This window comes from Pseudomonas sp. NPDC086251 (assembly GCF_044746405.1).
GTDB lineage: Bacteria > Pseudomonadota > Gammaproteobacteria > Pseudomonadales > Pseudomonadaceae > Aquipseudomonas.
In genome coordinates this window covers 426,314-448,173 of the sequence record NZ_JBIVBY010000001.1, presented here as the reverse complement: position 1 = coordinate 448,173, position 21,860 = coordinate 426,314, and the positions used below count along the sequence as shown (strand labels likewise).

Below are 21,860 nucleotides of genomic sequence, written 5' to 3'. Positions count from 1 at the left end.
CAAAGGGTTGTTTCCCTTTGCGCGCCAAAGCAACATCAACTTCATCTGTCGATGCGCGAGTACCTCGCGCACCTGTCCCGCGGGCAATCAGCGGACGCTTGAGAACGCCGCACGAATTTCATCAACGAAAATCGCTGGCTGCTCAAAAGCCGCGAAATGGCCGCCCTTCTGCGTCTTATTCCAGTAAATCAGATTGCTGTATGCCTGTTCCGCCCACGCCTTCGGTGGCGTGTAGATCTCTCCTGGGAACACGGATACGGCAACCGGCAGATCGAGATGAATGGCGCCGAAGTTAAGCCCTGGATGCTCGGCATACATACGCGCCGAGGACGCACCGCTGTTCGTCACCCAATACAACATCACGTTGTCGAGAATCTGGTCGTAGGTGAAAACGCTCTCTGCTTGACCCTCGCTATCGCTCCAGGAGGCGAGCTTCTCGTAGATCCACGCTGCTTGACCCACAGGGGAGTCCGACAGGGAGTAGCCAATCGTTTCCGGACGAGTCGTTTGCAAATCGTGGTATGCGATACCGTCAGAAGCAAATAGCACGCACTGATCGAGTGCCGCTTGTTCTTCCTCGCTCAACTCTGCCGGCATATCGGCAGGAACAACGAATGGCAGATTCACATGGATTGCCGCCAAACCATCCAACTTTAGGCGACCCATCTCAGTGGTTACCACGCTGCCCCAATCGCCGCCTTGAGCGACATAGCGAGGGTAGCCGAGACGTTGCATCAGCTCATGCCAGGCGTTACCAATACGAGTACGGTTCCACCCTTTGGTCGTCGGCTTGTCGCTGAACCCATATCCAGGGATCGACGGCAGTACCACGTGAAAAGCGTCTTTGGCTTCGCCACCATGGGCGGTCGGGTTAACCAACGGATCGATGGTATCGAGGAACTCGACAATAGATCCCGGCCAGCCATGGGTCATGATCAGTGGCATTGCATCTTCATGCTTGGATTTGATGTGCAGGAAGTGAATGCCCAACCCATCAATTTCAGTTTTGAACTGCGGATAGCTGTTCAAGCGAGCTTCGAATCGACGCCAGTCGTACTGAGTCCGCCAGTACTCAACCAAATCTTGCACCTTGGCCAGCTGTGCACCTTGCGACTGGTCGGCAACGGTTTCCCGATCCGGCCAGCGAGTTCCATTCAAGCGACGCTGCAAATCATCGAGCTCGACCTGTGGGATCTCAATGCGAAAAGGCGTCAATTGAGTGCTATCAGACATCTGAATACCTCTGTGTCATCGGTTCATCGACAACCGTTTTGTTGTCAATTCAATTGAGAGCACTATGCCTATGTCGTTAGAAAGAATAAGCCCGTCGAAAAGCAACGCTCTGTCGCTGGCAAAGAGACAAACGTCACTCATATTCCGGCTATTAGGCTTGGATATGGGTTTGAGTGGCTTGGGCGCTGCGATGTTTTAAAGGGACGCCCGGAGCTCCAGGCGTGCATGTTGGGAGCTCTTGAAAACAACGCTGCTCCGTCAACTACACTCATCCGATGCATCGGTACAGAGGCTTTTCGCATGGCAACCAAAACCGCAATCGTTTTCGCTGGCGGCGGTAGCTTGGGTGCCGTGCAGGTGGGGATGTTGCAGGCCCTGGTCGAGGCCAATGTTCGATTCGACCTGGTGGTGGGCGCTTCTGTCGGGGCCATCAACGGTGCTTACTTCGCCGCAAGGCCCGATGCTGCTGGGGTCGAGGCGCTCGCAGGTTTCTGGCGTGGCTTGCGTAAAACCGACATTTTTCCCGTGTCCTGGCTCGATACCTGTAGAGGGTTGATCAAACGGCGGGGCTTTCTGCTTCAGCCCGCGGCTTTGAACCGACTGCTGGGACAAGTGCTGCCGATTCATCGCATTGAAGATGCGCTGTTGCCTCTGCACATCGTCACCACCAACTTGCTCAGTGGTGCTGAGACCGTTCTGTCTTCCGGTGAACTCGGGCAGGCATTGCTGGCCAGCGCAGCTATCCCGTTGGTGTTCCCCTGCGTGCAGATTGCCGATCAGTTCCTGATTGACGGTGGCGTGGCCAGCAATACACCCATTTCAACTGCAGTGGCCCTGGGAGCGACCAACGTCGTGGTCGTGCCAACGGGAGTCAGTTGTGCCCTGTCTCAGCCACCCCGAGGCTTGATCGCCTTAGCCCTGCACACCGTCAACCTGATGAGCATGCGTCAGTTGGTGAGCGACATCGAACACTTCCGCACGCTCACTAGCCTGCACATCGTTCCGCCGTTGTGCCCCGTGGATGTCTCAGTGTTTAACTTCGCCCAAACCGAGTCGTTGTTGCAGCGTGCCTATAAACAGACGCTTTGGTGGCTGGACGGTGGGGGGTTGGAACGTACCAAGGTACCGGGCGCGCTATCGCTCCATTCACATGCCCATGATCTTTGAGCGTCCACTGAAGCTGCCGAACCCTTACATTGCATGCCAGCCAAAACTGAACCATGAATTGAAAGCTACGGGTTGGACTCAATCGGTAGGTGCCCCTCTAGTGCGTTTTCTAAGCGGATCGCTCGCTTGTTGCGAACAGCCAACGCTCCGACGCCGAATGACGGTGGGCGTCTCTTGTCGACCTCCTCACTCAGCTTGGCTCTTATAGCCCGGAACTGTTTTCCTCCTTCACCTGATTGTCGCGATGCAAGAGATAGAGACCCGATGCGCAGTGGACTCACGGCCTGACTAAACCGCGCAAATCCTCTATAGCGAAACATCTCATCGATTCGACGATCGCTGTAAGCAATCAGCGCGTTCATCACACCATGCACCAACGAAGTCTTGCTGGGCTTATCAAGCACAACCGTCAACGTGAAGTCACCAAAACCCGAACGAGACTTGCTTCGTACCGGCGTATCCAACTCCAGATCGACAACAGCATTACCGTTGGAACGAGTGCTCCAATCTTTCGTTCGAATGGCTCGACCGTCGAAGCGGATTCCTTGAAGCCAATCATCCGGTAGCTCACCCAGGCTAAAGAGGTTGTCCATGACTAATTCGGGAAAACGTGCCATGAGAGGCAGATCTACATGCGTACTGAATGGCGTAGCGTCGTGACCACTCGATAATTCTCTAACAGTTACGAGTTCACGAACTTCGTGTTCTGCCGCTTTTTTCAACGCCAAAAACGCCGTTTGTATCACCTCAGACGTCGGGGTGTAGCGTTCAATACGCCACTTTCGGCCGTATACGATTCGGCGCTTTGTGAGGTCTTTGTAGTTGTCCGGCCCAATGGAACCTACTTGGAGGTACAGGCCAAACTCATCATCACCACAGAACAGAAGATAATGATCAACCTGCTCAATATCGTTCAGTATTTCAGATACCGTCTGCACGGTTTGTTCGTACTGCAAATAGTGCTGAGGGATAAACCGTTCTCCGTTTGACAGCTCAATGGATGGCGCAAGTGGCATCGGAGTTTCACCGCTGTTCAGCGACTTATGGCCTGGGCAAAAGTGGTTCGATGATCTTTGCTGTGCGCTCATGCACGCTCCTGAATTTTGGATTTCGCCCAGTGCGACGAGAGATAGATAACGGTGAGTGCGGTTAATGACCGTACACGCGCCGCTATGTGTGCTCGTGGCGAGCAACATTTAAGCGGATGCAGATAGGACGCTTCAGGGGCAAACCCCAGCGATTGAACGAACCAGCACCGACTCATCCTTGTGGGCCGCAGGCAACGACAGGGTTGGCAACTCGTGGCTCAACGCTAATGAGCCACGCAGGATCGTCATCAGCGTCATAACCGGTGCTCCTGATCACATCATCACTCAACGCTTCAGTGTTCCTTTCCTGGTGGAAACACTTACTGAGGGCAGTCGGTTGAAGCTCAGTAAAGGGATCATCTTTTTTAGGCCGAACGCGGGAAGACGATTAAATACGAATGCGACGATTGCCTAGGAACACTCGCACCGTGGTGGGATGTCGTCGTCTAAAGCCCCGCTGGACAACGACGCTTCACACCGCGGCGCGGATAGTGAATCAACCCAATGAGCGGATAAACATACATACGAGCGACGCTTCGTAGCCTGTATAGCGACAATGCCTTATACCTTCCCCTTCCTTACTACTGCCTACCGTCACGGGATCCAGTTAAATTCGCCAGATTTAACAGTTCTGCGTGATTAGTGAGTTGATCGATGAGTGCAAAGGTAAGGAAGCAATGATGGAGACCGACCTGAAGACTTTGTGGCTGCATGTGAACCAACGGCGCAGGCTACTTTGGACGCTCGAAGGATTACGCCCCGGCGCTGACGAGGCAAACCGTTGCTCGAAGAGCTCAGAAGCATAGAGCGCCAGGATCTCGAAAACCCATTTGGTGATATTCGATGTCGGTCGATGATCCGGCACAAGCATCCACCCGTAATCGTTCAAACAGTCATTCCGGATTTGCCCAATGAGCAAAGTGAGTACAAACAGCCACCCATCCGCGTGAATTTGAAGCGTGATGGATTCCATACGTATCGGTTACTACCCATGAGGATTCGAGACCACACGGCAGCGTCCCAACGTCACATCGACGGCCCGGTGGGCCTGCCCGAAAATCCTAAGATCTGCTTTCTCCAGGAGCGTGTACCAACTATTTGCATATGCAGCGCTCAGGTGCCCATCATGCTTATCACCCACCACCTCTAAGACTGGGGCGTGATGCTTCACTACGACCGTTTTGCCCTCAAACGGCTTATCAAGCTCTTTGGTTAACCGGGCGAATGTCGCGTGGTTTCGGCTAACCAGGTCGGATGGACGTAAACGTCGGTAGTTTTCTCCAGTCCGGATGAAACGGAAATCATTCATCCATGCCCACGCGGTTTGGCTCGCCACAGCGACGCTCCCTGTAGAAGAGAAATCAGTCCATGCGGTCGCGCAGAGAAAACGAGTTTGGTTCCAAACAAACATCTCGTTTTCTAAAACGTGGACGTGCACTGATGCGGCGTCTTTCATTTTTCGATGCGTTGAATCGATGTGGCCACCGTAGAATTCATGATTGCCACTCACGTAAATCACAGGGCACGCGAAAACCCCGTTCGCCCAGGCCACCCCTCTAGCTTTGACATCAATGTCCCCTGCCAAAACAACCAGATCGTAGTCTCCAGACACAGGCTCAAACGCATGTAAGCCGCATCGAAAACGAAGTGACCTCTCCCAGCCTCGAAGCCATTATTGAGCTCGCCAGAGTCTTGGAACTTAGCCCTGTTGCCCTGATGGCGCTGGTGTGTGGTGCACGAGACGAGCGCAGCGCGGGCGATGTCCTGAAAATCGCGGAAAAGGATCTCCAGGACATGGCGCTATTGCAGGCTTCGATTCCGCTAGAAATTGAAGAGAAGCCTCACCCTCGCGTTACGGCTGCGGCAAAAATGCGAGAGGCAGTTCAAGCGCTCAAGGTGCAAGGCCTTTCGCAGGCTGAAATCGCGAGGGAGCTGGGGATGGCAAAAACCACGGTACAGCGTCATTGGCATCGTTCTGAGTAAGCTGGGTACTTTTCGGTTTCACCCACTCACCGCCCTTATCTTCACTGAACCCCTGAAGCGGGCGGATCAGTCCACTTGAGCTTTTGCAAAAATACCTTGCTGGTCAGAAGAAGCTGTACGTGTAGTTGAAGATGAGTCGAGTTTGATCCTGGTCGTCAATACTCGTACCACCACCTCGATAGACCCCATGGCGTAACGTGGTACCGAAGCCTTTAAGCGGGCCTTCCGGAACGACATAGTCGATGCGCAGATCGGTTTCAACTTCATGCAAGTCGGGGCCACTGCCACTGACTGCCTTGATGTCCTCACCGCGCAAATATGAGATCGATGCTTTCAGTCCGGAAATACCCGCGTCTGCGAAGTCATAGGTATATTGACCAAATGTGGTGTTCTCACCCGCGCGGGCAAAGTTGCCTATCATGGCGTCAGTGAACGAATAAAACGAAATACCCCCCTCGCCTTCGTTTCGCCCACTGCCATTAACCACGTTAGCCTGGCTTAACCAGACAAGAGAGCCATCATCGGATACGCGTTGGTGACCTACCATCAGGCTGTGGCTCTGGAAGGTGTAGGTAAACATGGCAATCGCCGTTGTATTATCGACTTCGCCTGGATTTTTCGCATAACCTCCATTGTTGTTGAAGCGATACCCGGGTTCACCGTTTTTTCCATCTGAGCTGCTTTTGAAGTAGCGCAGATCTGTTTTAAAGCTTTGGCGCTCGCCGAGCGGCTGAATATGAATCAAGCCGAAGAAATGCTGAGTGTAAAAGTCCTCCAGGTTGGCGTAGTAGAACTGGAGCATCAGATCTTTGGTCACCTTCCAGTCTGCGCCAGCGAACCTGAAGTGGTTACTTTCCTCGGTGCCGCCGGGAACCGACAGTCCAGTGCTGTTTGTCGACGCCCGGCCTTTCGCGCGTTCCAACTGCCCCCCGGTAATCATGAGGTTGTCGATTTCCTTTGAGGTAAACATTGCTCCGCCAAATGTTTGCGGCTGCAGGCGGCTATCCGTAGCGATCAGGATGGGCAGGCTTGGCGTCAACGTGTTACCGACGCGAAATTCTGTCTGCGATATCCGCGCTTTGGCAGTGGCACCAAAGCTGCTCCATTCTTGCGTCGCCGACCCGTCGCTATCGCTCGGCGTAAACGTATTGCTGTCCGGGTGATACCCCTTGCCGCCGTCGAGGTGAATCCCAACTAGGCTCTGCATATCCACCCCGAATCCTATGAAACCTTCGGTGAAGCCTGATGAATAATCGAGTTTGAACGACTGCGCCCACTCGCGCTGGTCTGCCCCCCCTTCTCTATTATCGTTATCGTAATAGAAGTTACGCATGCCCAGCGTCAGCTTACTATCTTCAATAAACGCAGCATTGGCTACCTGCACTGCGCCAAAGACTGCACTGACGATCACCGCATTGATGGAGGCCTTAACATTATTGTTCATAGTCTCTTCACTCTGATAGCGCGTTACTTGCAGCGGCTAAATTAATTTTTTATTGGAAGAACATTTTCAGTTTCATGTGTTACTGCAATTGAAACTTACGCAAAAGCTATATTTAGAGCGAGCAACAGCGTTCTTTTAATGCAAAGAGCAGCCTGAGCAACTTGGAGACGGCATCAAGCGGCGCGAGCTATTTGATAGCCCAGCGCATGGCACCTGAATTCTGAGTCTTCGCACACCTGCCAACTTACCGACGGAATTTTCGGGTGTTAAAACTAGCGTAGGGAAATGCGACGCTCACAAACAGATGTGTTTTTGGGCAAACACTTTGAACAAAAAGTGCACTATTCGGTATCAGGTGATGCCCCCCACAGGCTCTTCCACCACTGCATTCAACGGATTCACTGACGTCCAATGCTCTCGCGGCCGCGGCTTGATGCGCTAGCCGTGGTGTTTTTGATTCGATACAAACAAGACGTCGATGTCTTTCGTCGTCTAGATGTTCGTGCTCAAGGGGACTAGCAACACCAGCCGAAGGTACACCTCATCGCACTATTGCGATGGGAAGCTCAGGGCTTGCGACACCGTAGAACACGCCCGCTCTCTACCTAGCCGTTTACCCTCACTAGCATCAGCTCGTGCTAGAGAAGCAGTGCGTTCATTTTGCAAGCATGAAAAAAACCTATAATTTTTTTGCACAACACATTGGGTTTTTTGGGCGTTTTTATTTGATTTTGCATGCCTATACTCAACTCGCCTCCCCGGTCATGCGCCGGGCGTATCCCAATAAAAATAAATAAGAGATCCCACTGTGAACGCATTCATGCTTGCCTTTGCTTCCTCGCTGTCAGGTACCCGCAACGGTCTTGGGAGAAGCCAATGAACAGCAACTGCCAACCCTTTCTGGCTGCACGGGACTTCCTTCTGGAACACCGCACCGACTATGCAACGGCAGTGCGTGATTTCCGATGGCCACAGTTGGAGGAGTTTAACTGGGCGCTGGACTACTTCGACGAGATGGCCGAGGACAACCAGGCCAACGCACTCTGGATAGTCGAAGAAGATGGCAGTGAGCAACGCTACAGCTTTCAGCAGCTGGCCACGCGCTCCAACCAAGTGGCTAACCACTTGCGCGCCCTCGGCGTGCGTCGGGGTGAGCGTATCCTGGTGATGCTCGGTAACGAGGTTGCGTTATGGGAGACCATGCTGGCTGCCTTCAAACTAGGCGCTGTGGTTATCCCCGCCACCGCGCTGCTTAACTCAGATGACTTACGTGATCGCATTGAGCGCGGCCGGGTACAACATTTGGTAGTGGGCAGTGCCCACGTGGAAAAATTTTCCGGTCTTGGTGAGCACTGCAGTCGAACCTGTGTAGGTGCAGCTCCTGCTGGTTGGAATTCGCACGACGCGGCCAAAGGGTATGACACACAATTCGAAGTCGACGGCAAGACGCTCGCCACCGACCCCATGCTGCTGTACTTCACCTCTGGCACCACATCAAAACCAAAGATGGTGTTGCACAGTCACCAGAGCTACCCAGTCGGCCACCTCTCAACCATGTACTGGATCGGCCTGCAGCCAGGCGACCTGCATTTGAATATTTCTTCGCCGGGCTGGGCCAAGCACGCCTGGAGCTGCCTGTTCGCACCGTGGAACGCCGGCGCTTGTATCTTCATCCACAATGTCACGCGCTTCAGCGCTTGCGCGCTACTCAACGTCCTGGAGCGTTATGGCGTAACCAGCTTATGTGCCCCAGTGTCCCACGGCAATGGCCTGGACGGCTTCGTCGCTGATTTCCTGAGCGACAGTACCTTTGAAAACAACATCGCCTACGACAATGACCGGCACGGTTTCAACGTCGTTACCAGTACCCACGACTTCACCCTGACCAATAACATTGCCTACAACAACGGCGGTAATGGCATCGTGGTGCAGCGCGGCAGCGAGGACATCCCCTCCCCCAGCAACATAACCATCACCGGTGGCGAGGTGTACGGCAACGGCGCCGAAGGGGTGCTGATCAAGATGTCCAGCGAGGTGACTGTCAGCGGCGTCGATATTCACGACAATGCCAGCGCCGGGGTTCGCATCTACGGCAGTAACCACGTTGAAATCACCGACAACACGCTCCACAACAATTCACTGGGCAACCCCGTACCGGAAATCATCATCCAGTCCTACGACGACACCCTGGGCGTGTCAGGCAAGTACTTCAACGGCAGTGACAACACCCTCCAGGGCAACATCATCAGCGGCAGCAACCTCTCGACCTACGGTGTTGCAGAACGCAATGAAAACGGCACGGATCGCAATGCCATCATCGGCAATACCATCAGTCACACCAGCAAGGGTGCCACGTTGATCTATGGTGACGGCAGCTACGTCAGCGACACGGTGCCGATGACCACTGTGCAAGGTACGGCTGGCAACGACACCCTGTTGGGCAGCGCCGAAAGCGAGATTTTCTACGGCGGGGCCGGCAACGATACGATCAACGGCGGGGCTGGTGGCGACATTCTGGTGGGCGGTGCAGGCATCGACAAACTTACCGGAGGTACCGGCGCCGATACGTTCCGTTTCGCCGCTCAGTCCGACAGCTACCGCAATGCAACCGCAAGCTTCGATGACACCGTGACCGACTTCGACGTCACCCAGGACAAGATCGACCTGGCCGGCCTGGGCTTCACCGGCCTGGGTAATGGCCGTGGTGGCACCCTGCAGGTCAGCTACAGCGCCAGCAACGACCGCACCTACATCAAGGACTACGATGCCGACGCCAGCGGCAATCGCTTCGAGTTGATTCTCTCGGGCAACCTCGCCAGCACCCTGACCGCCAGCAACTTCATTTTCAATCGGGTGGTCACCGGCACCAGCGCCAGCGATGCATTGCTGGGCAGCGATTCGGCCGACACCCTGCTCGGCCTCGCAGGAAACGATAATCTCAATGGCGGCGCGGGCGACGACAAGCTCGACGGCGGCGCCGGGATGGACAGCCTCACCGGTGGCGCCGGGGCGGACACTTTTGTGTTCTCCAATCGCCTGGACAGTTACCGCAACTACAACACCGGCGGTGCCAACCTTAGCGACCTCATCACCGATTTCGATGTCAGCAACGACAAGATCGACCTGTCGGCCATCGGATTTACCGGCCTGGGGGATGGCAAGAACAACACCGTGTACCTTGTGCTCAACAGCACCGGCACCAAGACTTACATCAAGTCCTTGGCCGCCGACGCCAATGGCAATCGTTTTGAGGTGACGCTGGCCGGCAACTACCTCGACAAACTGACCAGCGCCAACTTCGTCTTCGCCACGTCGTCACCCACCAACCAGGCGCCGGTGCTGGCCACGCCGCTGCCGGATCAGAGCGCGACCGAAAGTACACCGTTCAGTTACGTTGTCCCGGCCACCAGCTTCACCGATCCGGATAATGACAGCCTCAGTTACACCGCCAAGCTGGCCAATGGCAGCGCCCTGCCCGGTTGGCTGACATTCGATGCCGCCACTCGTACGTTCAGTGGCACACCCAGCGACACCGCGTCGGGCACTTACTCCATCCAGGTCACCGCGAGCGATGGCAGCAACGCCACCGTCAGCGACAGCTTTACCCTCGCCGTGCAGGACGTACCCGCGGGCCCCACGGTGATCAATGGCACCCCGAACAATGACACCCTGACTGGCACCGCAGCCAACGAGCAACTGCAAGGTGGCGCAGGTAACGACACGCTGAATGGTGGCGCGGGCAACGACATCCTGATCGGTGGCACCGGGGTGGACAAGCTCACCGGCGGCGCGGGTGCCGATGTGTTCCGCTATACCTCGAAACTCGACAGTTACCGCACCAGTTCCACGAGCGTAAGCGACCAAATCCTCGATTTTGATGTGACCGCCGACAAGATCGATGTCTCGGCACTCGGCTACACGGCGCTGGGCAATGGTCTGAACGGTACGCTGCAACTGACCTACAGTGCGTCGACCAACCGTACTTACCTCAAGGATCTCACCGTCGACGCCAACGGCAATCGCTTTGAGTTGTCGATGGCGGGCAATCTGGTGAGCAGCCTGACGGCGAGTCATTTTGTCTTCGCCGACCAGAACCCCCCAAGCAATGCGGCGCCAGTGGTGGCCATTCCCCTGCTCGACCAGAACGCCACCGAAACCACGCCGTTCAATTACACCGTGACCCATGACAGTTTCACCGACGCCGACCAGGATGCGTTGGTCTATACCGCGACCCTCGCCGATGGAAGCGCCCTGCCCACATGGCTGAGCTTCAATGCCACCAGCCTGACGTTCAGCGGCACGCCGATCAGCACAGCGGCCGGAAACTACAGCGTACTGGTCAAGGCCACCGATCCTTCAGGTGCCTCGGTCAGCGACAGCTTCGCCCTGACGGTGGCTGATGCGCCAGCCAGCACCCTCGTCGGCACCGATAATGCCGATACGCTCAACGGCACGACAGGTGCTGACCTGATCCTGGGCAACGGTGGCAATGACACGATCAGGGCTGGCACCGGAGCAGACATCATCGACGGTGGTGCCGGACGCGACTCGCTGTATGGCGGCGATGGGGCTGACACCTTCCGCTACACCAACGTGCTCGACAGTTACCACGATTACGACGTCGGCGGCATCACTGCCACCGACACGATTTATGACTTCACTGCTGGCGTCGACAGGATCGATGTGTCGGGCCTGGGCTTTCTCGGTCTCGGCGATGGCAGCAATCACACGCTGTACATGACCCTTAACGCGGCCGGCGACAAGACCTACATCAAATCCGCCGACGCGGATGCCAATGGCAACCGTTTTGAGATCGCCCTCAACGGCAACTACCTCAACACCCTCACGGCCAGCGACTTCGTGTTTGGCGAGCGCGCACAACAGGACATTCTTTACCTGCCCACGCTCGGTCAGTCCAACGCGCGCCTGCTGCGCATGACGGAGGATGACGATCAATCTGGCACCTCGATGCTGGTCAAAGACCTGGACCGCTACACCCCCTATGACGTACGCAGCCAGTTCACCGATGCCGACGGCAACGGCATCGACATCGCGGTGGGAGGTAGTACGGTCAACGGCCTGTCGACCCTGAGCGCCGAAGAGCTCAAGTTGTGCTGGTGGTTGACTGATACCAACCAACCGGGGCCTGCACTGTTGCGTGCCGTCGCGTTGCTGGGGGACCAGCTCACCGAACTGCAATCGATCGATAACGTCACCATGGGCATCATTTGGGGCCAGGGTGAGGAAGCTGCCCAGGAGATCGCGCGTGCCACGGACAAAACAGCGGCGGCCGCGGCCTACAAGGACGCCACACTGAAGGTGTTCGATTACCTGCATGCCCAGTTCGGCAACTTCAACGTGTACATCATGGAAACCGGCCACTATCAGGAGGATGCGGCACGTGCCCGGGGCTATTCCGAAGAAAAGATAGCCTCCATCGTCGAGGGCGTAGGCTATGTTCGCGCCGTCCAGGAAGCCATCGCCACCGAACGCGCCGACGTCAAGCTGGCGGTGGACTACACCGACCTGCCCTTGCGCTACGAAGTCGATCCGCTGGTGTATCCCGATGACGTCTGGCACCTGCACGAGGAATCGGCGGAAATCGTCGGCCAGCGCCTGGCCGACTACATCGCCGCAGACCTTGGGTTTCAAGGCAACCCGGACGACAACAATAGTGTTCAGGACATTTTCGACAATGCCCAGAACCAGGGCGGCATGATCTCCGGCACTGACCAGGCCGATACCCTGGTGGGCAGTTCGGGCAATGACACACTGGATGGCGACTTGGGCGCCGACTCCATGACCGGTGGCGATGGTAACGACATCTATCTGGTCGACAACGCGTCCGACAGCGTGGTGGAAACCAACACCTCGGCCTCGCAGATCGATACAGTGAAGGCATCAGTCAGCTGGACCCTGGGCGCCAATCTCGAGAACCTCGTGCTCACCGGTGTCTCGGAGATCGACGGCAGCGGTAACACGCTGCGCAACTTCATCACCGGCAATGCCGCCGCCAACGTGCTCAATGGTGGCGCAGGGGCCGACAGCATGAGTGGTGGCGATGGCAACGACACTTACTATGTCGACAACGCCGACGACAGCGTGATCGAGACCCAAGGCAACGTGTTGCCCGGAGGGATCGACAGTGTGCGCAGCAGTCTGGGGACCTATACCCTAGGCACGAATGTCGAGAATCTGTATATCGAGAGCCCGGGCGCCGCCAATGGCACGGGCAACGCGTTGGACAACACGCTGTTCGCCGCAGCCGGCAACAACGTGCTGGACGGACGCGAGGGAAATGACACCGTGTCTTTTGAGCGCGCTCTGTCCGGTGTCACCGCCAACCTCTCGACCTCAGCGCAACAAAACACCGGGGGATCGGGGCTCGACACCTTGAAATTCTTCGAAAACCTGACGGGAAGTGCCTATGCAGACAGTCTGTCGGGCAACAGCGCTGCGAACGTCCTGAGCGGTGGTGCGGGCAATGACACGCTCGTGGGCGGTTCCGGCGATGATCGGTTGATCGGCGGTGCAGGCACCGACAATCTCACCGGTGGCACTGGCGCGGATACCTACGCATTTGGTGCGCTGTCGGACATGGGCGTCGGTGCTTCGCGTGATGTGCTCAACGGTTTCAAGAGCATCGAAGGCGATCATCTGGACTTCTCCGGCCTGGACGCCAACCCGTTGACCGGCCCTGTCGATGCCTTCACCTTCATCGGCAGCAACGCTTTCGACCCTGCCAACGCTACCGGCCAAGTGCGCTTTGCCGATGGCATTCTCTACGGCAGTGTCGACGCCGACGCCACCCCCGAGTTCGAATTCGAACTGCTGGGCGTCAAGGAGTTGCACGCCAGCGATTTCACCGCCTGAGTAAGCAAGCCTGTCCGCGAGGCGGTGGCACAGCCAGCATGGATGCAAGCTGAGCCACCGCTTTCGCGGGCAAGCCCGCTCCTACCGGAATGTGTGGCGTACTAAAAGACGAGGAAAGCCGCTCATTCCTCTTTGAAGGCTGCGAGCAAGCGTTCGCGCAAAGGTTTCATCAGGTAGTTCATCAAGGTACGCTCGCCCGTGACCACCGTGACATCGGCAAGCATGCCCGGCCGCACCGGCAGGCCGGCGGCCTGTAGCGACACAACGGTATCTGCGGGAATTTCGACCTTGGCGGAAAAGTACGGCTGGTGAGTCTGTTCATCGATCAACTGGTCCGCCGACACCGTACTCACCGTACCGGTGACAGTCGGGGTGTCCACCCGTTGCAGCGCCGTGAAATGCACGTGCACCGGCAACCCCGGACGCAACTTGTTGGCCATCAACGGCTCGAAACGCGCGGTGATCGCCATCGGCGCATCCAACGGCACCACCTGCATCAGGGTTTGTCCCGCCTGGGCAACGCCGCCAATCGTATGAATGTTCACGTCCATGACCTGTCCGGACACCGGCGCGCGGATCGCACCGTTTTCGACTTCAAACTCAAAGGCACTGATCTGATCGGCAAAAGCTGACGCCTCGGCGGAGACTTCACTGAGCTGGATTTCGGCATCGCGGCGAAATTCCTGCTGCGCCTGCAAGGCCTTGAACCGACCTTCATTGATCGACTGGCGAGTCCTGCCGACATCACCTATCACGGAGGCAATCTGCCCGGCCAATTGGGCGGCGTTGCGCTCGGCCTCGAAGAGTTTGTTGCGCGGGACGTAGCCCTCATGTGCCAAAACACGCAGGCCTTCCAGCTCCTGCTGCTGGAAGCGCATCTGCGTTTCGTAGTTGCGCTTGACGCCTTCATATCCGATCAGTTGCTGCTGCAATGCGGCGGTTTCGTGTTCGATGATCTGCAAGCGACTGGCCAACTCTGCACGGCGGGTCGCAAACAACTGGCTCTGCAAGGCCATGGCTGCCTTGAGCCGCGGCGCTTCAGCGTGTTCCAGCAAGTCTGGTGGCCATTGGATCTCGGCGGTGCCCAGGCGCTCGGCAATCAAGCGAGCCTCGACGCTGCGATCATTAAGCAATTTGCCCCGGGTCACGTCCAGTTGTGACTGCGCTTGCACCGTGTTGAGTTGCACCAGTAACTGCCCTTGGGTGACGCGGTCGCCATCACTGACCAGCAGTTTTTCCACCACGCCACCGACCAACGACTGCACCGCTTTGCGTTCGCCCGCCACGACCACGGTGCCACTGCCCACGACACCCTGGTCGAGCGGCGCCAGGCAGGCCCAGAGCAGGAAGCCACCCAGTGCCAGGGCCAGGAAGCCCACGCCATATCGTGCCGCGCTGCCCGCGTCGGTATTGGCACCTGGCAGTGTGGGTTTATCACGTACGGTCGGTCGTTGTTCGCTGTACATCTGTGTGCCTGGGGTCAGATCATGCATCTTCGCCAGCCTCCTTGATCGCTGCCGGTCTCGGCCCCGCAAGCAATGCCTTGAGCACCCGGTCCCGTGGACCGAATGCTTGTTGAGTGCCGTCCTTGAGCACAAGGATGTGGTCAACCACCGCCAGTACACTAGGGCGGTGTGTAATCAGCACCACGGTGCTGCCAGCGGTCTTGAGCGCACCGATCGCCTGGACCAGCGCCAGCTCCCCGGCTTCATCGAGGTTGGAGTTCGGCTCATCGAGCACGATCAGCGAAGGGAGCCCATAGAGTGCCCGGGCCAGGCCGAGGCGCTGTTTCTGTCCCCCGGACAATCCCAGCCCGCCGGGGCCCAACGGCGTATCGTAACCTTTGGGGAGCCTCAGGATCATCTCGTGTATGCCAGCATGACGCCCCGCTGCGATGATCTTGTCGGCGTCCTGCTCACCGAAGCGGGCAACATTGTCGGCCACCGTGCCGTCGAACAGCTCTATGTCCTGCGGCAAGTAGCCGAGGTGCGGACCCAGGGCGTCGTGAGACCATTGGCTGATCTCGGCGTCATCGAGGCGCACCGACCCGCCCATGGCTGGCCAGACCCCGACCAGCGCCCTGGCCAGCGTTGACTTTCCACTGGCGCTGGGCCCGACAACGCCGAGCACGTCACCTTTGACCAGGTTGAAATTGATCCCCCGCAGGATCGGTTGCGAGGCACCGGGCCGGCCGACATACAACTGCTCCACACGCACCGCGCCGGTGGGCGGTGGCAACGGCATGCGCAGGCGCTCGCCTGGATGCCGGACAAGGAGTTGACTGAGGCGCTGGTAACTCTGGCGGCCGGAGTTGAATTGCTTCCACGAGCCGATGGCGATTTCCACGGGGGCCAGGGCGCGCCCCAACAGCAGCGACATGGCGATCATCATGCCCGCCGACAATTGGCCTTCGAGCACCAACAGCGCGCCGAGCCCCAGGGCCAGCGATTGACCGGAAATGCGTACGAAACGAGTCATCGACGTGATGCGCGCACCACGGTCACTGGCATGGGCCTGGGCCGCAACGATGCGCTGCTGCAGCAGGCTCCAGTGCTGACGCAATGGCCCGAGCATGCCCAGGGCCTGGATGACTTCGGCATTGTGGAACGTGCTGTTGAGATAAATCGACGACTGCACACCCAGCCGATTGGCTTCGTCCAAGCGTGTTCGAGTCGCCCATTCTCCCCACAGAGCCAGGCCGATCAGTATCAGGGCCAGAATCAGCGTCAGCACGCCGAACCATGGGTGAAAGATGAACGCTATCAGCAAAAAGATCGGCAACCATGGCGCATCGAGCAAGGCAATCAGGCCCTGGCCGGTGATCAGCTGCCGCAGTGTCGCTAGGTCGGTGAGCACCTGGGCCGGGTTGGCATCGTGCTCGCGAAGGCTGCGGGCGAAAGCAGCGTCGAAAACCCGCTCGCTCAAGGCTTCGTCGAGCCCCGCGCTCATGCGAATCATCACCGCGCCACGAACCCACTCGATCAGGGCGCTGAACATGAACAGCCCCAGCGCGATCAAAGTAAGCATGAACAAAGTGGTTTCGTTACGACTGGTAAGGACGCGGTCGTACACCTGCATCATGTAGAGCGACGGCACCAGCACCAGCAGGTTGATCACGCCACTGAACAGTGCCAACGACCAAAACAGCCGGCGGTAACTTAATAACGCGGCGTCAATGTCATGACGCGGATCGAGAAAAAAACCCATAGAAAGTTGCTCGCTTAAGAAAGAGTCGGTCCAGGACGCAATCCATCGCGAGCGTTTGCCCATGGGGCGAAACACCCAGTGCAGTCTGACGTGCCGCTATCAGAGACGGTCCTCGTCGCTACAGGCGCCAATAACTGACAACGCGGCCTCGGGTTAGTGCCGGTTATGCAGATCGGGCTTTGAAGTGGGTGACGAGCGGGTATGTTGTACAACGGCAAGTTGAAAAAACCACAAGGCACACCAAGTCGAGTCTTGTGGTCCCAGTGGAGTCATCGGTTGCAGACTGGACGGTAAAATCAGCGTGCGCTGAGGTTGATTTGGCTGCCGTCAGCTAACGAACGTGAGACCTGAGAAGGGGTATTTGCGGAAATCGACCGAAGCGAATCGGCTATGTTACGACTAGTAGCCTTTACCTCGATCCACCACATTTAAAAGCGGTGTTCCTGCGCGCGCTCTTCGAATATTCTCGACTATCAATGCTACCCCGCCGTCAATCTGTACATCGCTAGCGATATGAGGGGTCATGAGCACTCGGGAGTGGTTCCATAAAGAGCTATCGCGGGGAGGAGGTTCTTCTACCAACACATCCAATACAGCGCCTCTCAAGCGCCCGGTATCCAAAGCAGAAATCAAATCGGTCTCGATCACGTGGGCGCCACGTCCCACGTTGATCAATCCGGCTCCATGCGGAAGGCAATCGAGCCTGGCAGCATTGAGTATTCCATTGGTTTCAGGAGTCAGCGGCAGCATGTTCACAAGAATGTCGCATTGCTTCAGGAACTCGTCCAATTCGTCTGGGCCGACGAAGCAACGTCCGCCGGGAATGTCCTTCAAAGAACGGTTCCAGCCACTGAGCTGAAATCCCAATGGTTGAAGGCGACCCAGCGCAGCCATTCCTAGAGTGCCAATACCCATGACACCGACGCGTCGCTGCGAAGCACGCACGATCGACCGAGGTTGCCAGCGACCACTGTGCTGATCCTCTCGGTAATCGAGAATGTCTCGATGCAAGGCAAGCACGCCAAACAGCACATACTCCGCCATTATGTCAGCCATCGAGCTATCTACCAGCCGGATGAGCGACACGTGAGCGGGAAAATGGGGCAAATCGAACTGGTCAACCCCCGCTCCGGCAGCGAAGAGAAGTCGAAGATTACCAAACTGCTCCGCAAGGTTGGTGAGAGGCTCCCAAGCCAGGATGTAGTGAACATCTGAGGGGTTTCCGATATCAGGCCATTGGCGGAACTCCAGTTCAGGGGCATGCGTTAATAGGCAATCCCGCCACTTCTCCGCATCGAGGGGGTCTGCCATGTATAGGATGCACATTGAAACTCCTTATTCCCGATAGCCTAAAAGTTCACTCGTGGTTGCGTTGACAACCACAAGTAATAAACCCCTACCCTTCCCCCCTGAAGCTGCTCGCAGATTGGCCTGCACCGACGTGTAAGCCTTACCATTGCAAATCAGGCACTCACGCTACTTAAAGAGCGATCACACATTTTCGACTCCTTGCAAATGCGCATAGCTATCAACGAATCGCTTAAACTTGTGTTGGCCACAGGTGTAGGCTTCGTACTTCGCAGGTAACGCCTCACTGACGCAGGTTGGCACAGGCTCAACGATTGCATCGAAATCCAGATCGATGAAGAACGGAATTGAATAACGTTCCAGGCCGCTGGTATTGATGACGCGATGCATGGTCGAGGTATAGCGATCGTTGGTGAGGTTTTGAACCAAATCACCAATATTGACGATAAAAGTGCCTTCAACGGGTGGCGCAGTCACCCAGTCTCCTGCTCGATTGCGCACTTGCAAACCGCCGACGGCATCTTGAGACAGGACGGTTAAAAAACCATAGTCCGTATGGGCCCCTATACCGATTTCCTCTTGGGTCACTTTTCCCATCTGAGGTGGATAGCGCAAGATTCGCTGGATAGTGATGGGCTTGCGTTGAAGATGCTCAAAGTAATCTTGTGGCAACCCCAAACTCAGTGCGATTGCGCCGATGAGCGTTCTCGCGAGCGCCAGTACCGCCGAGTGATAATTTTCGGCAACCGTCTCGAACCGAGGCAGTGCGGACGGCATCAGATTAGGGCCAAAAAATGGCGAAACCTCATCGTAATGAGCGCCGCAATCAAAGCACTCTTTGAAGTCCCGTGTATTGGCCGGATCGACGTTTTCCGCATACATCGGTATATAGCCACGAAGCGTGGGGCCGGATTTTACGATATTAATCTGGTTCTTTTCTTCATAAGGGAGATTGAAAAAACGCTTGGTCAGCGTGTACATCTCATCGATCAATTGCTGCTCAACGCCATGATTTTTAATATAAAAAAACCCCACTTTTTCGCATGCGTCACCTATTTGCCTGGCAACCTCGAGTGGGTTTTCGTCATTGATAAGCGATGATATATCGATGATTGGGATTTCAGTAAAAGCTGTTTGCTTGCTGGCCAGACGACTATCCAATAACTCTGTCACGTATGCGCTCCTTTCCGAAGTATCAATAAGGCAGTCGATACAGAAAGCACAGCTGTGCCCTCTTCAATCCCGCTGAATCACACCTGTCACACCCTCTCTTCCGTCCGGCTCAACGGTGCATTTACCGCTGCGAGCACTTTCATGACGCCTCGGGCACTGATCAAACCATGCGATGGATGACAGGTGCGTTCGAGCCAAACCAGTCCTTGTTTTGGCGGATCTTAATCCTCGATTTTTCGCCACGCAAGCAAAATGTACATAGGTGTCATCATCGTTGACACAGATGAACGCTGGACATACTGTTATGTCAAACCACGCCTGATGTTCTGTTCCAGGAGCGCAATACATGTCCAGCGATCCCTTGCTGCAACCCTATAAAATCAAAAACCTGACGCTGCGCAATCGCATCATGACCACCTCCCATGAGCCGGCATACCCGGTCGACGGCATGCCTAAGGAGCTTTATCGGGCGTATCACGTCGAGCGTGCCAAGGCAGGCGTGGCACTGACGATGACCGCCGGTTCTGCCGCGGTTTCCCGCGATAGCCCGCCAGTGTTCAACAACATCCTGGCTTACAAGGATGAAGTGGTTGGTTGGATGAAGGATCTGACGGATGAGTGTCATGAGCACGGCGCTGCTGTGATGATCCAACTGACGCACCTGGGGCGTCGCACCCGCTGGGATAAGGCTGACTGGCTGCCTGTGGTCTCTCCGTCTCACCGCCGCGAAGCGTCACACCGATCCTTCCCCAAGAAGATGGAAGAATGGGATATCGAGCGAATCATCAAAGACTACGTCGATGCGGCCGAGCGCATGAAAGCCGCTGGCCTCGACGGTCTGGAGCTTCAGGCCTACGGGCATTTGATGGATCAGTTCTGGTCACCGTTGACCAACGATCTCGAGGGCCCTTACGGCGGTTCACTGGAAAACCGGCTACGGTTTACGTTCGATATCCTGCGCGGCATCCGCAAACAATGCGGTGAGGACTTTTTGCTGGGTGTGCGCTACACCGGCGATGAGGACCTGCCCGGTGGATTCGGGGCACAGGAAGGCATCGCTATTTCGCACATGCTCAAGGACAGCGGCCTGGTTGATTTCCTTAACGTGGTGCGTGGGCACATCGATACCGATGCAGGCCTCACCGATGTGATTCCAATCCAGGGAATGCGCAACTCTCCCCATCTGGATTTCGCTGGTGAGATCCGCGCGGCAACAGGTTTCCCAACGTTCCATGCCGCCAAGATTCCTGACGTCGCCACCGCCCGACACGCCATCGCATCCGGCAAGATTGACATGGTGGGCATGACTCGAGCGCACATGACCGATCCGCATATCGTGCGCAAGATTATCGAAAAGCGTGAAGAAGAGATCCGCCCGTGCGTGGGGGCCAATTACTGCCTCGATCGCATCTACCAGGGCGGCGCCGCGTATTGCATCCACAATGCGGCGACCGGGCGCGAAACCACCATGCCCCATGAAATTCCCAAGGCATCGACCCCGCGTAAAGTAGTCGTCATCGGAACTGGCCCGGCGGGTCTGGAGGCTGCACGGGTTGCCGGTGAGCGCGGTCACGACGTCACGGTATTCGAAGTGGCCGACCAGCCCGGCGGACAGATTCGTCTGACCGCTTTGAGCGAGCGTCGACGCGAGATGATCAGCATCATCGATTGGCGTATGGCGCAGTGCGAACGGCTGGGCGTGAAGTTTCACTTCAACACCTGGGCCGAGGTCGAGACGGTAATGGCTGAGGCGCCGGACGTGGTGATCGTCGCTACGGGTGGTTTGCCGCACACCGAGGTTCTCAAGCACGGCAATGAACTGGTGGTGTCTACCTGGGACATTATCTCCGGCGACATCAAGCCCGGTAAGAACGTACTGATCTTCGACGATGCAGGTGACCACGCGGCACTACAGGCTGCCGAGGTCATTGCCAACAGTGGTGCAAAACTGGAGATCGTCACACCTGACCGGTCGTTTTCCCCGGAGGTGATGGCCATGAACCTGGTGCCTTACATGCGCAGCCTGCAAGACCTCGACGTCATCTTTACGGTCACGTATCGGGTCGACTCCGTAGAAAAGCGCGATGGCCAGCTGGTTGCCAACTTCGGTAGCGATTATCGCCAGGTCCACAAGCAGCGGGTGGTCGATCAGGTCGTGATCAACCACGGCACCCTGCCCCTGGACGATTTGTACTTTGATCTGCGCCCCCATTCGAGCAACGACGGCGCAGTCGAACAGCACAATCTGATCGCCGGTAAAACCCAGAACATCGTGACCAACCCGGAAGGCCGCTTCCAGCTGTTCCGCATCGGCGATGCGGTCTCGGCGCGCAATACTCACGCGGCCATCTACGATGCGCTGCGCCTGCTGAAAGACATCTGAA

13 protein-coding genes are annotated in these 21,860 nt (G+C 56.7%); 4 read left to right on the top strand and 9 right to left on the bottom strand.

Annotated elements, in window-relative coordinates:
- Window positions 1-87: 87 nt before the first annotated feature.
- Complete coding sequence (locus ACIPL2_RS01970; RefSeq protein WP_401352523.1) at window positions 88-1,233, bottom strand: epoxide hydrolase family protein; 1,146 nt, start codon at window positions 1,231-1,233, stop codon at window positions 88-90.
- A gap of 300 nt (window positions 1,234-1,533) precedes the next feature.
- Here ACIPL2_RS01970 and ACIPL2_RS01965 point away from each other — a divergent pair, with 300 nt between their 5' ends.
- Entirely contained in the window at window positions 1,534-2,400 is an 867-nt protein-coding gene (locus ACIPL2_RS01965; RefSeq protein WP_401353334.1) for a patatin-like phospholipase family protein, read from the top strand.
- A 65-nt stretch (window positions 2,401-2,465) separates the two neighbouring features.
- Here ACIPL2_RS01965 and ACIPL2_RS01960 read toward each other — a convergent pair whose 3' ends face one another.
- The 3 genes from ACIPL2_RS01960 to ACIPL2_RS01950 form a co-directional block, all read right to left on the bottom strand.
- Entirely contained in the window at window positions 2,466-3,488 is a 1,023-nt protein-coding gene (locus ACIPL2_RS01960) for a hypothetical protein (protein WP_401352520.1), read from the bottom strand.
- Window positions 3,489-3,620: 132 nt separating this feature from the next.
- Window positions 3,621-3,746 carry a hypothetical protein gene (locus tag ACIPL2_RS01955; RefSeq protein WP_401352518.1) on the bottom strand — a complete coding sequence of 42 codons (126 nt, stop codon included), beginning with the start codon at window positions 3,744-3,746 and terminating at the stop codon, window positions 3,621-3,623.
- A gap of 727 nt (window positions 3,747-4,473) precedes the next feature.
- The gene (locus ACIPL2_RS01950) at window positions 4,474-5,100 is read right to left on the bottom strand and encodes a metallophosphoesterase (RefSeq protein WP_401352515.1); all 627 of its coding nucleotides are present in this window, start codon (window positions 5,098-5,100) and stop codon (window positions 4,474-4,476) included.
- A gap of 35 nt (window positions 5,101-5,135) precedes the next feature.
- Between ACIPL2_RS01950 and ACIPL2_RS01945 the strand changes: the two genes are divergently transcribed.
- A complete protein-coding gene (locus ACIPL2_RS01945; RefSeq protein ID WP_401352512.1) occupies window positions 5,136-5,471 on the top strand; it encodes a sigma factor-like helix-turn-helix DNA-binding protein in 336 nt (111 codons plus the stop codon).
- Window positions 5,472-5,574: 103 nt separating this feature from the next.
- Here the strand turns inward: ACIPL2_RS01945 and ACIPL2_RS01940 are convergent, their stop codons facing one another.
- Window positions 5,575-6,915, bottom strand: coding sequence for an OprD family outer membrane porin (locus ACIPL2_RS01940; protein ID WP_401352510.1), 1,341 nt, complete (start codon window positions 6,913-6,915; stop codon window positions 5,575-5,577).
- A gap of 876 nt (window positions 6,916-7,791) precedes the next feature.
- On the opposite strand from ACIPL2_RS01940, the gene ACIPL2_RS01935 reads away from it, so the two are divergent.
- Complete coding sequence (locus ACIPL2_RS01935) at window positions 7,792-13,788, top strand: putative Ig domain-containing protein (RefSeq protein ID WP_401352507.1); 5,997 nt, start codon at window positions 7,792-7,794, stop codon at window positions 13,786-13,788.
- A 122-nt stretch (window positions 13,789-13,910) separates the two neighbouring features.
- Here ACIPL2_RS01935 and ACIPL2_RS01930 read toward each other — a convergent pair whose 3' ends face one another.
- The 4 genes from ACIPL2_RS01930 to ACIPL2_RS01915 form a co-directional block, all read right to left on the bottom strand.
- Window positions 13,911-15,281, bottom strand: a complete 1,371-nt coding sequence (locus ACIPL2_RS01930; protein ID WP_401352505.1) for an HlyD family type I secretion periplasmic adaptor subunit — start codon at window positions 15,279-15,281, stop codon at window positions 13,911-13,913.
- Window positions 15,274-16,995, bottom strand: coding sequence for a type I secretion system permease/ATPase (locus tag ACIPL2_RS01925; RefSeq protein ID WP_401352502.1), 1,722 nt, complete (start codon window positions 16,993-16,995; stop codon window positions 15,274-15,276). Before ACIPL2_RS01925 ends, ACIPL2_RS01930 begins: the two co-directional genes overlap by 8 nt.
- 399 nt (window positions 16,996-17,394) lie before the next feature.
- Window positions 17,395-18,306, bottom strand: a complete 912-nt coding sequence (locus ACIPL2_RS01920) for a 2-hydroxyacid dehydrogenase (protein WP_401352499.1) — start codon at window positions 18,304-18,306, stop codon at window positions 17,395-17,397.
- Window positions 18,307-18,486: 180 nt separating this feature from the next.
- The gene (locus ACIPL2_RS01915; protein WP_401352497.1) at window positions 18,487-19,476 is read right to left on the bottom strand and encodes an isopenicillin N synthase family dioxygenase; all 990 of its coding nucleotides are present in this window, start codon (window positions 19,474-19,476) and stop codon (window positions 18,487-18,489) included.
- Window positions 19,477-19,822: 346 nt separating this feature from the next.
- Here ACIPL2_RS01915 and ACIPL2_RS01910 point away from each other — a divergent pair, with 346 nt between their 5' ends.
- Window positions 19,823-21,859: an FAD-dependent oxidoreductase gene (locus ACIPL2_RS01910; RefSeq protein WP_401352495.1), complete on the top strand. Its 2,037-nt coding sequence runs from the start codon at window positions 19,823-19,825 to the stop codon at window positions 21,857-21,859.
- Window position 21,860 lies beyond the last annotated feature (1 nt).

Bases quoted from the DNA above. Each gene is read 5' to 3' on its own strand.
- ACIPL2_RS01925 (WP_401352502.1), bottom strand. From the start codon at position 16,995: ATGGGTTTTTTTCTCGATCCGCGTCATGACATTGACGCCGCGTTATTA.
- ACIPL2_RS01935 (WP_401352507.1), top strand. From the start codon at position 7,792: ATGAACAGCAACTGCCAACCCTTTCTGGCTGCACGGGACTTCCTTCTG.
- ACIPL2_RS01930 (WP_401352505.1), bottom strand. From the start codon at position 15,281: ATGCATGATCTGACCCCAGGCACACAGATGTACAGCGAACAACGACCG.
- ACIPL2_RS01910 (WP_401352495.1), top strand. From the start codon at position 19,823: ATGTCCAGCGATCCCTTGCTGCAACCCTATAAAATCAAAAACCTGACG.
- ACIPL2_RS01960 (WP_401352520.1), bottom strand. From the start codon at position 3,488: ATGAGCGCACAGCAAAGATCATCGAACCACTTTTGCCCAGGCCATAAG.
- ACIPL2_RS01940 (WP_401352510.1), bottom strand. From the start codon at position 6,915: ATGAACAATAATGTTAAGGCCTCCATCAATGCGGTGATCGTCAGTGCA.
- ACIPL2_RS01970 (WP_401352523.1), bottom strand. From the start codon at position 1,233: ATGTCTGATAGCACTCAATTGACGCCTTTTCGCATTGAGATCCCACAG.
- ACIPL2_RS01920 (WP_401352499.1), bottom strand. From the start codon at position 18,306: ATGGCAGACCCCCTCGATGCGGAGAAGTGGCGGGATTGCCTATTAACG.
- ACIPL2_RS01955 (WP_401352518.1), bottom strand. From the start codon at position 3,746: ATGACGCTGATGACGATCCTGCGTGGCTCATTAGCGTTGAGCCACGAG.
- ACIPL2_RS01965 (WP_401353334.1), top strand. From the start codon at position 1,534: ATGGCAACCAAAACCGCAATCGTTTTCGCTGGCGGCGGTAGCTTGGGT.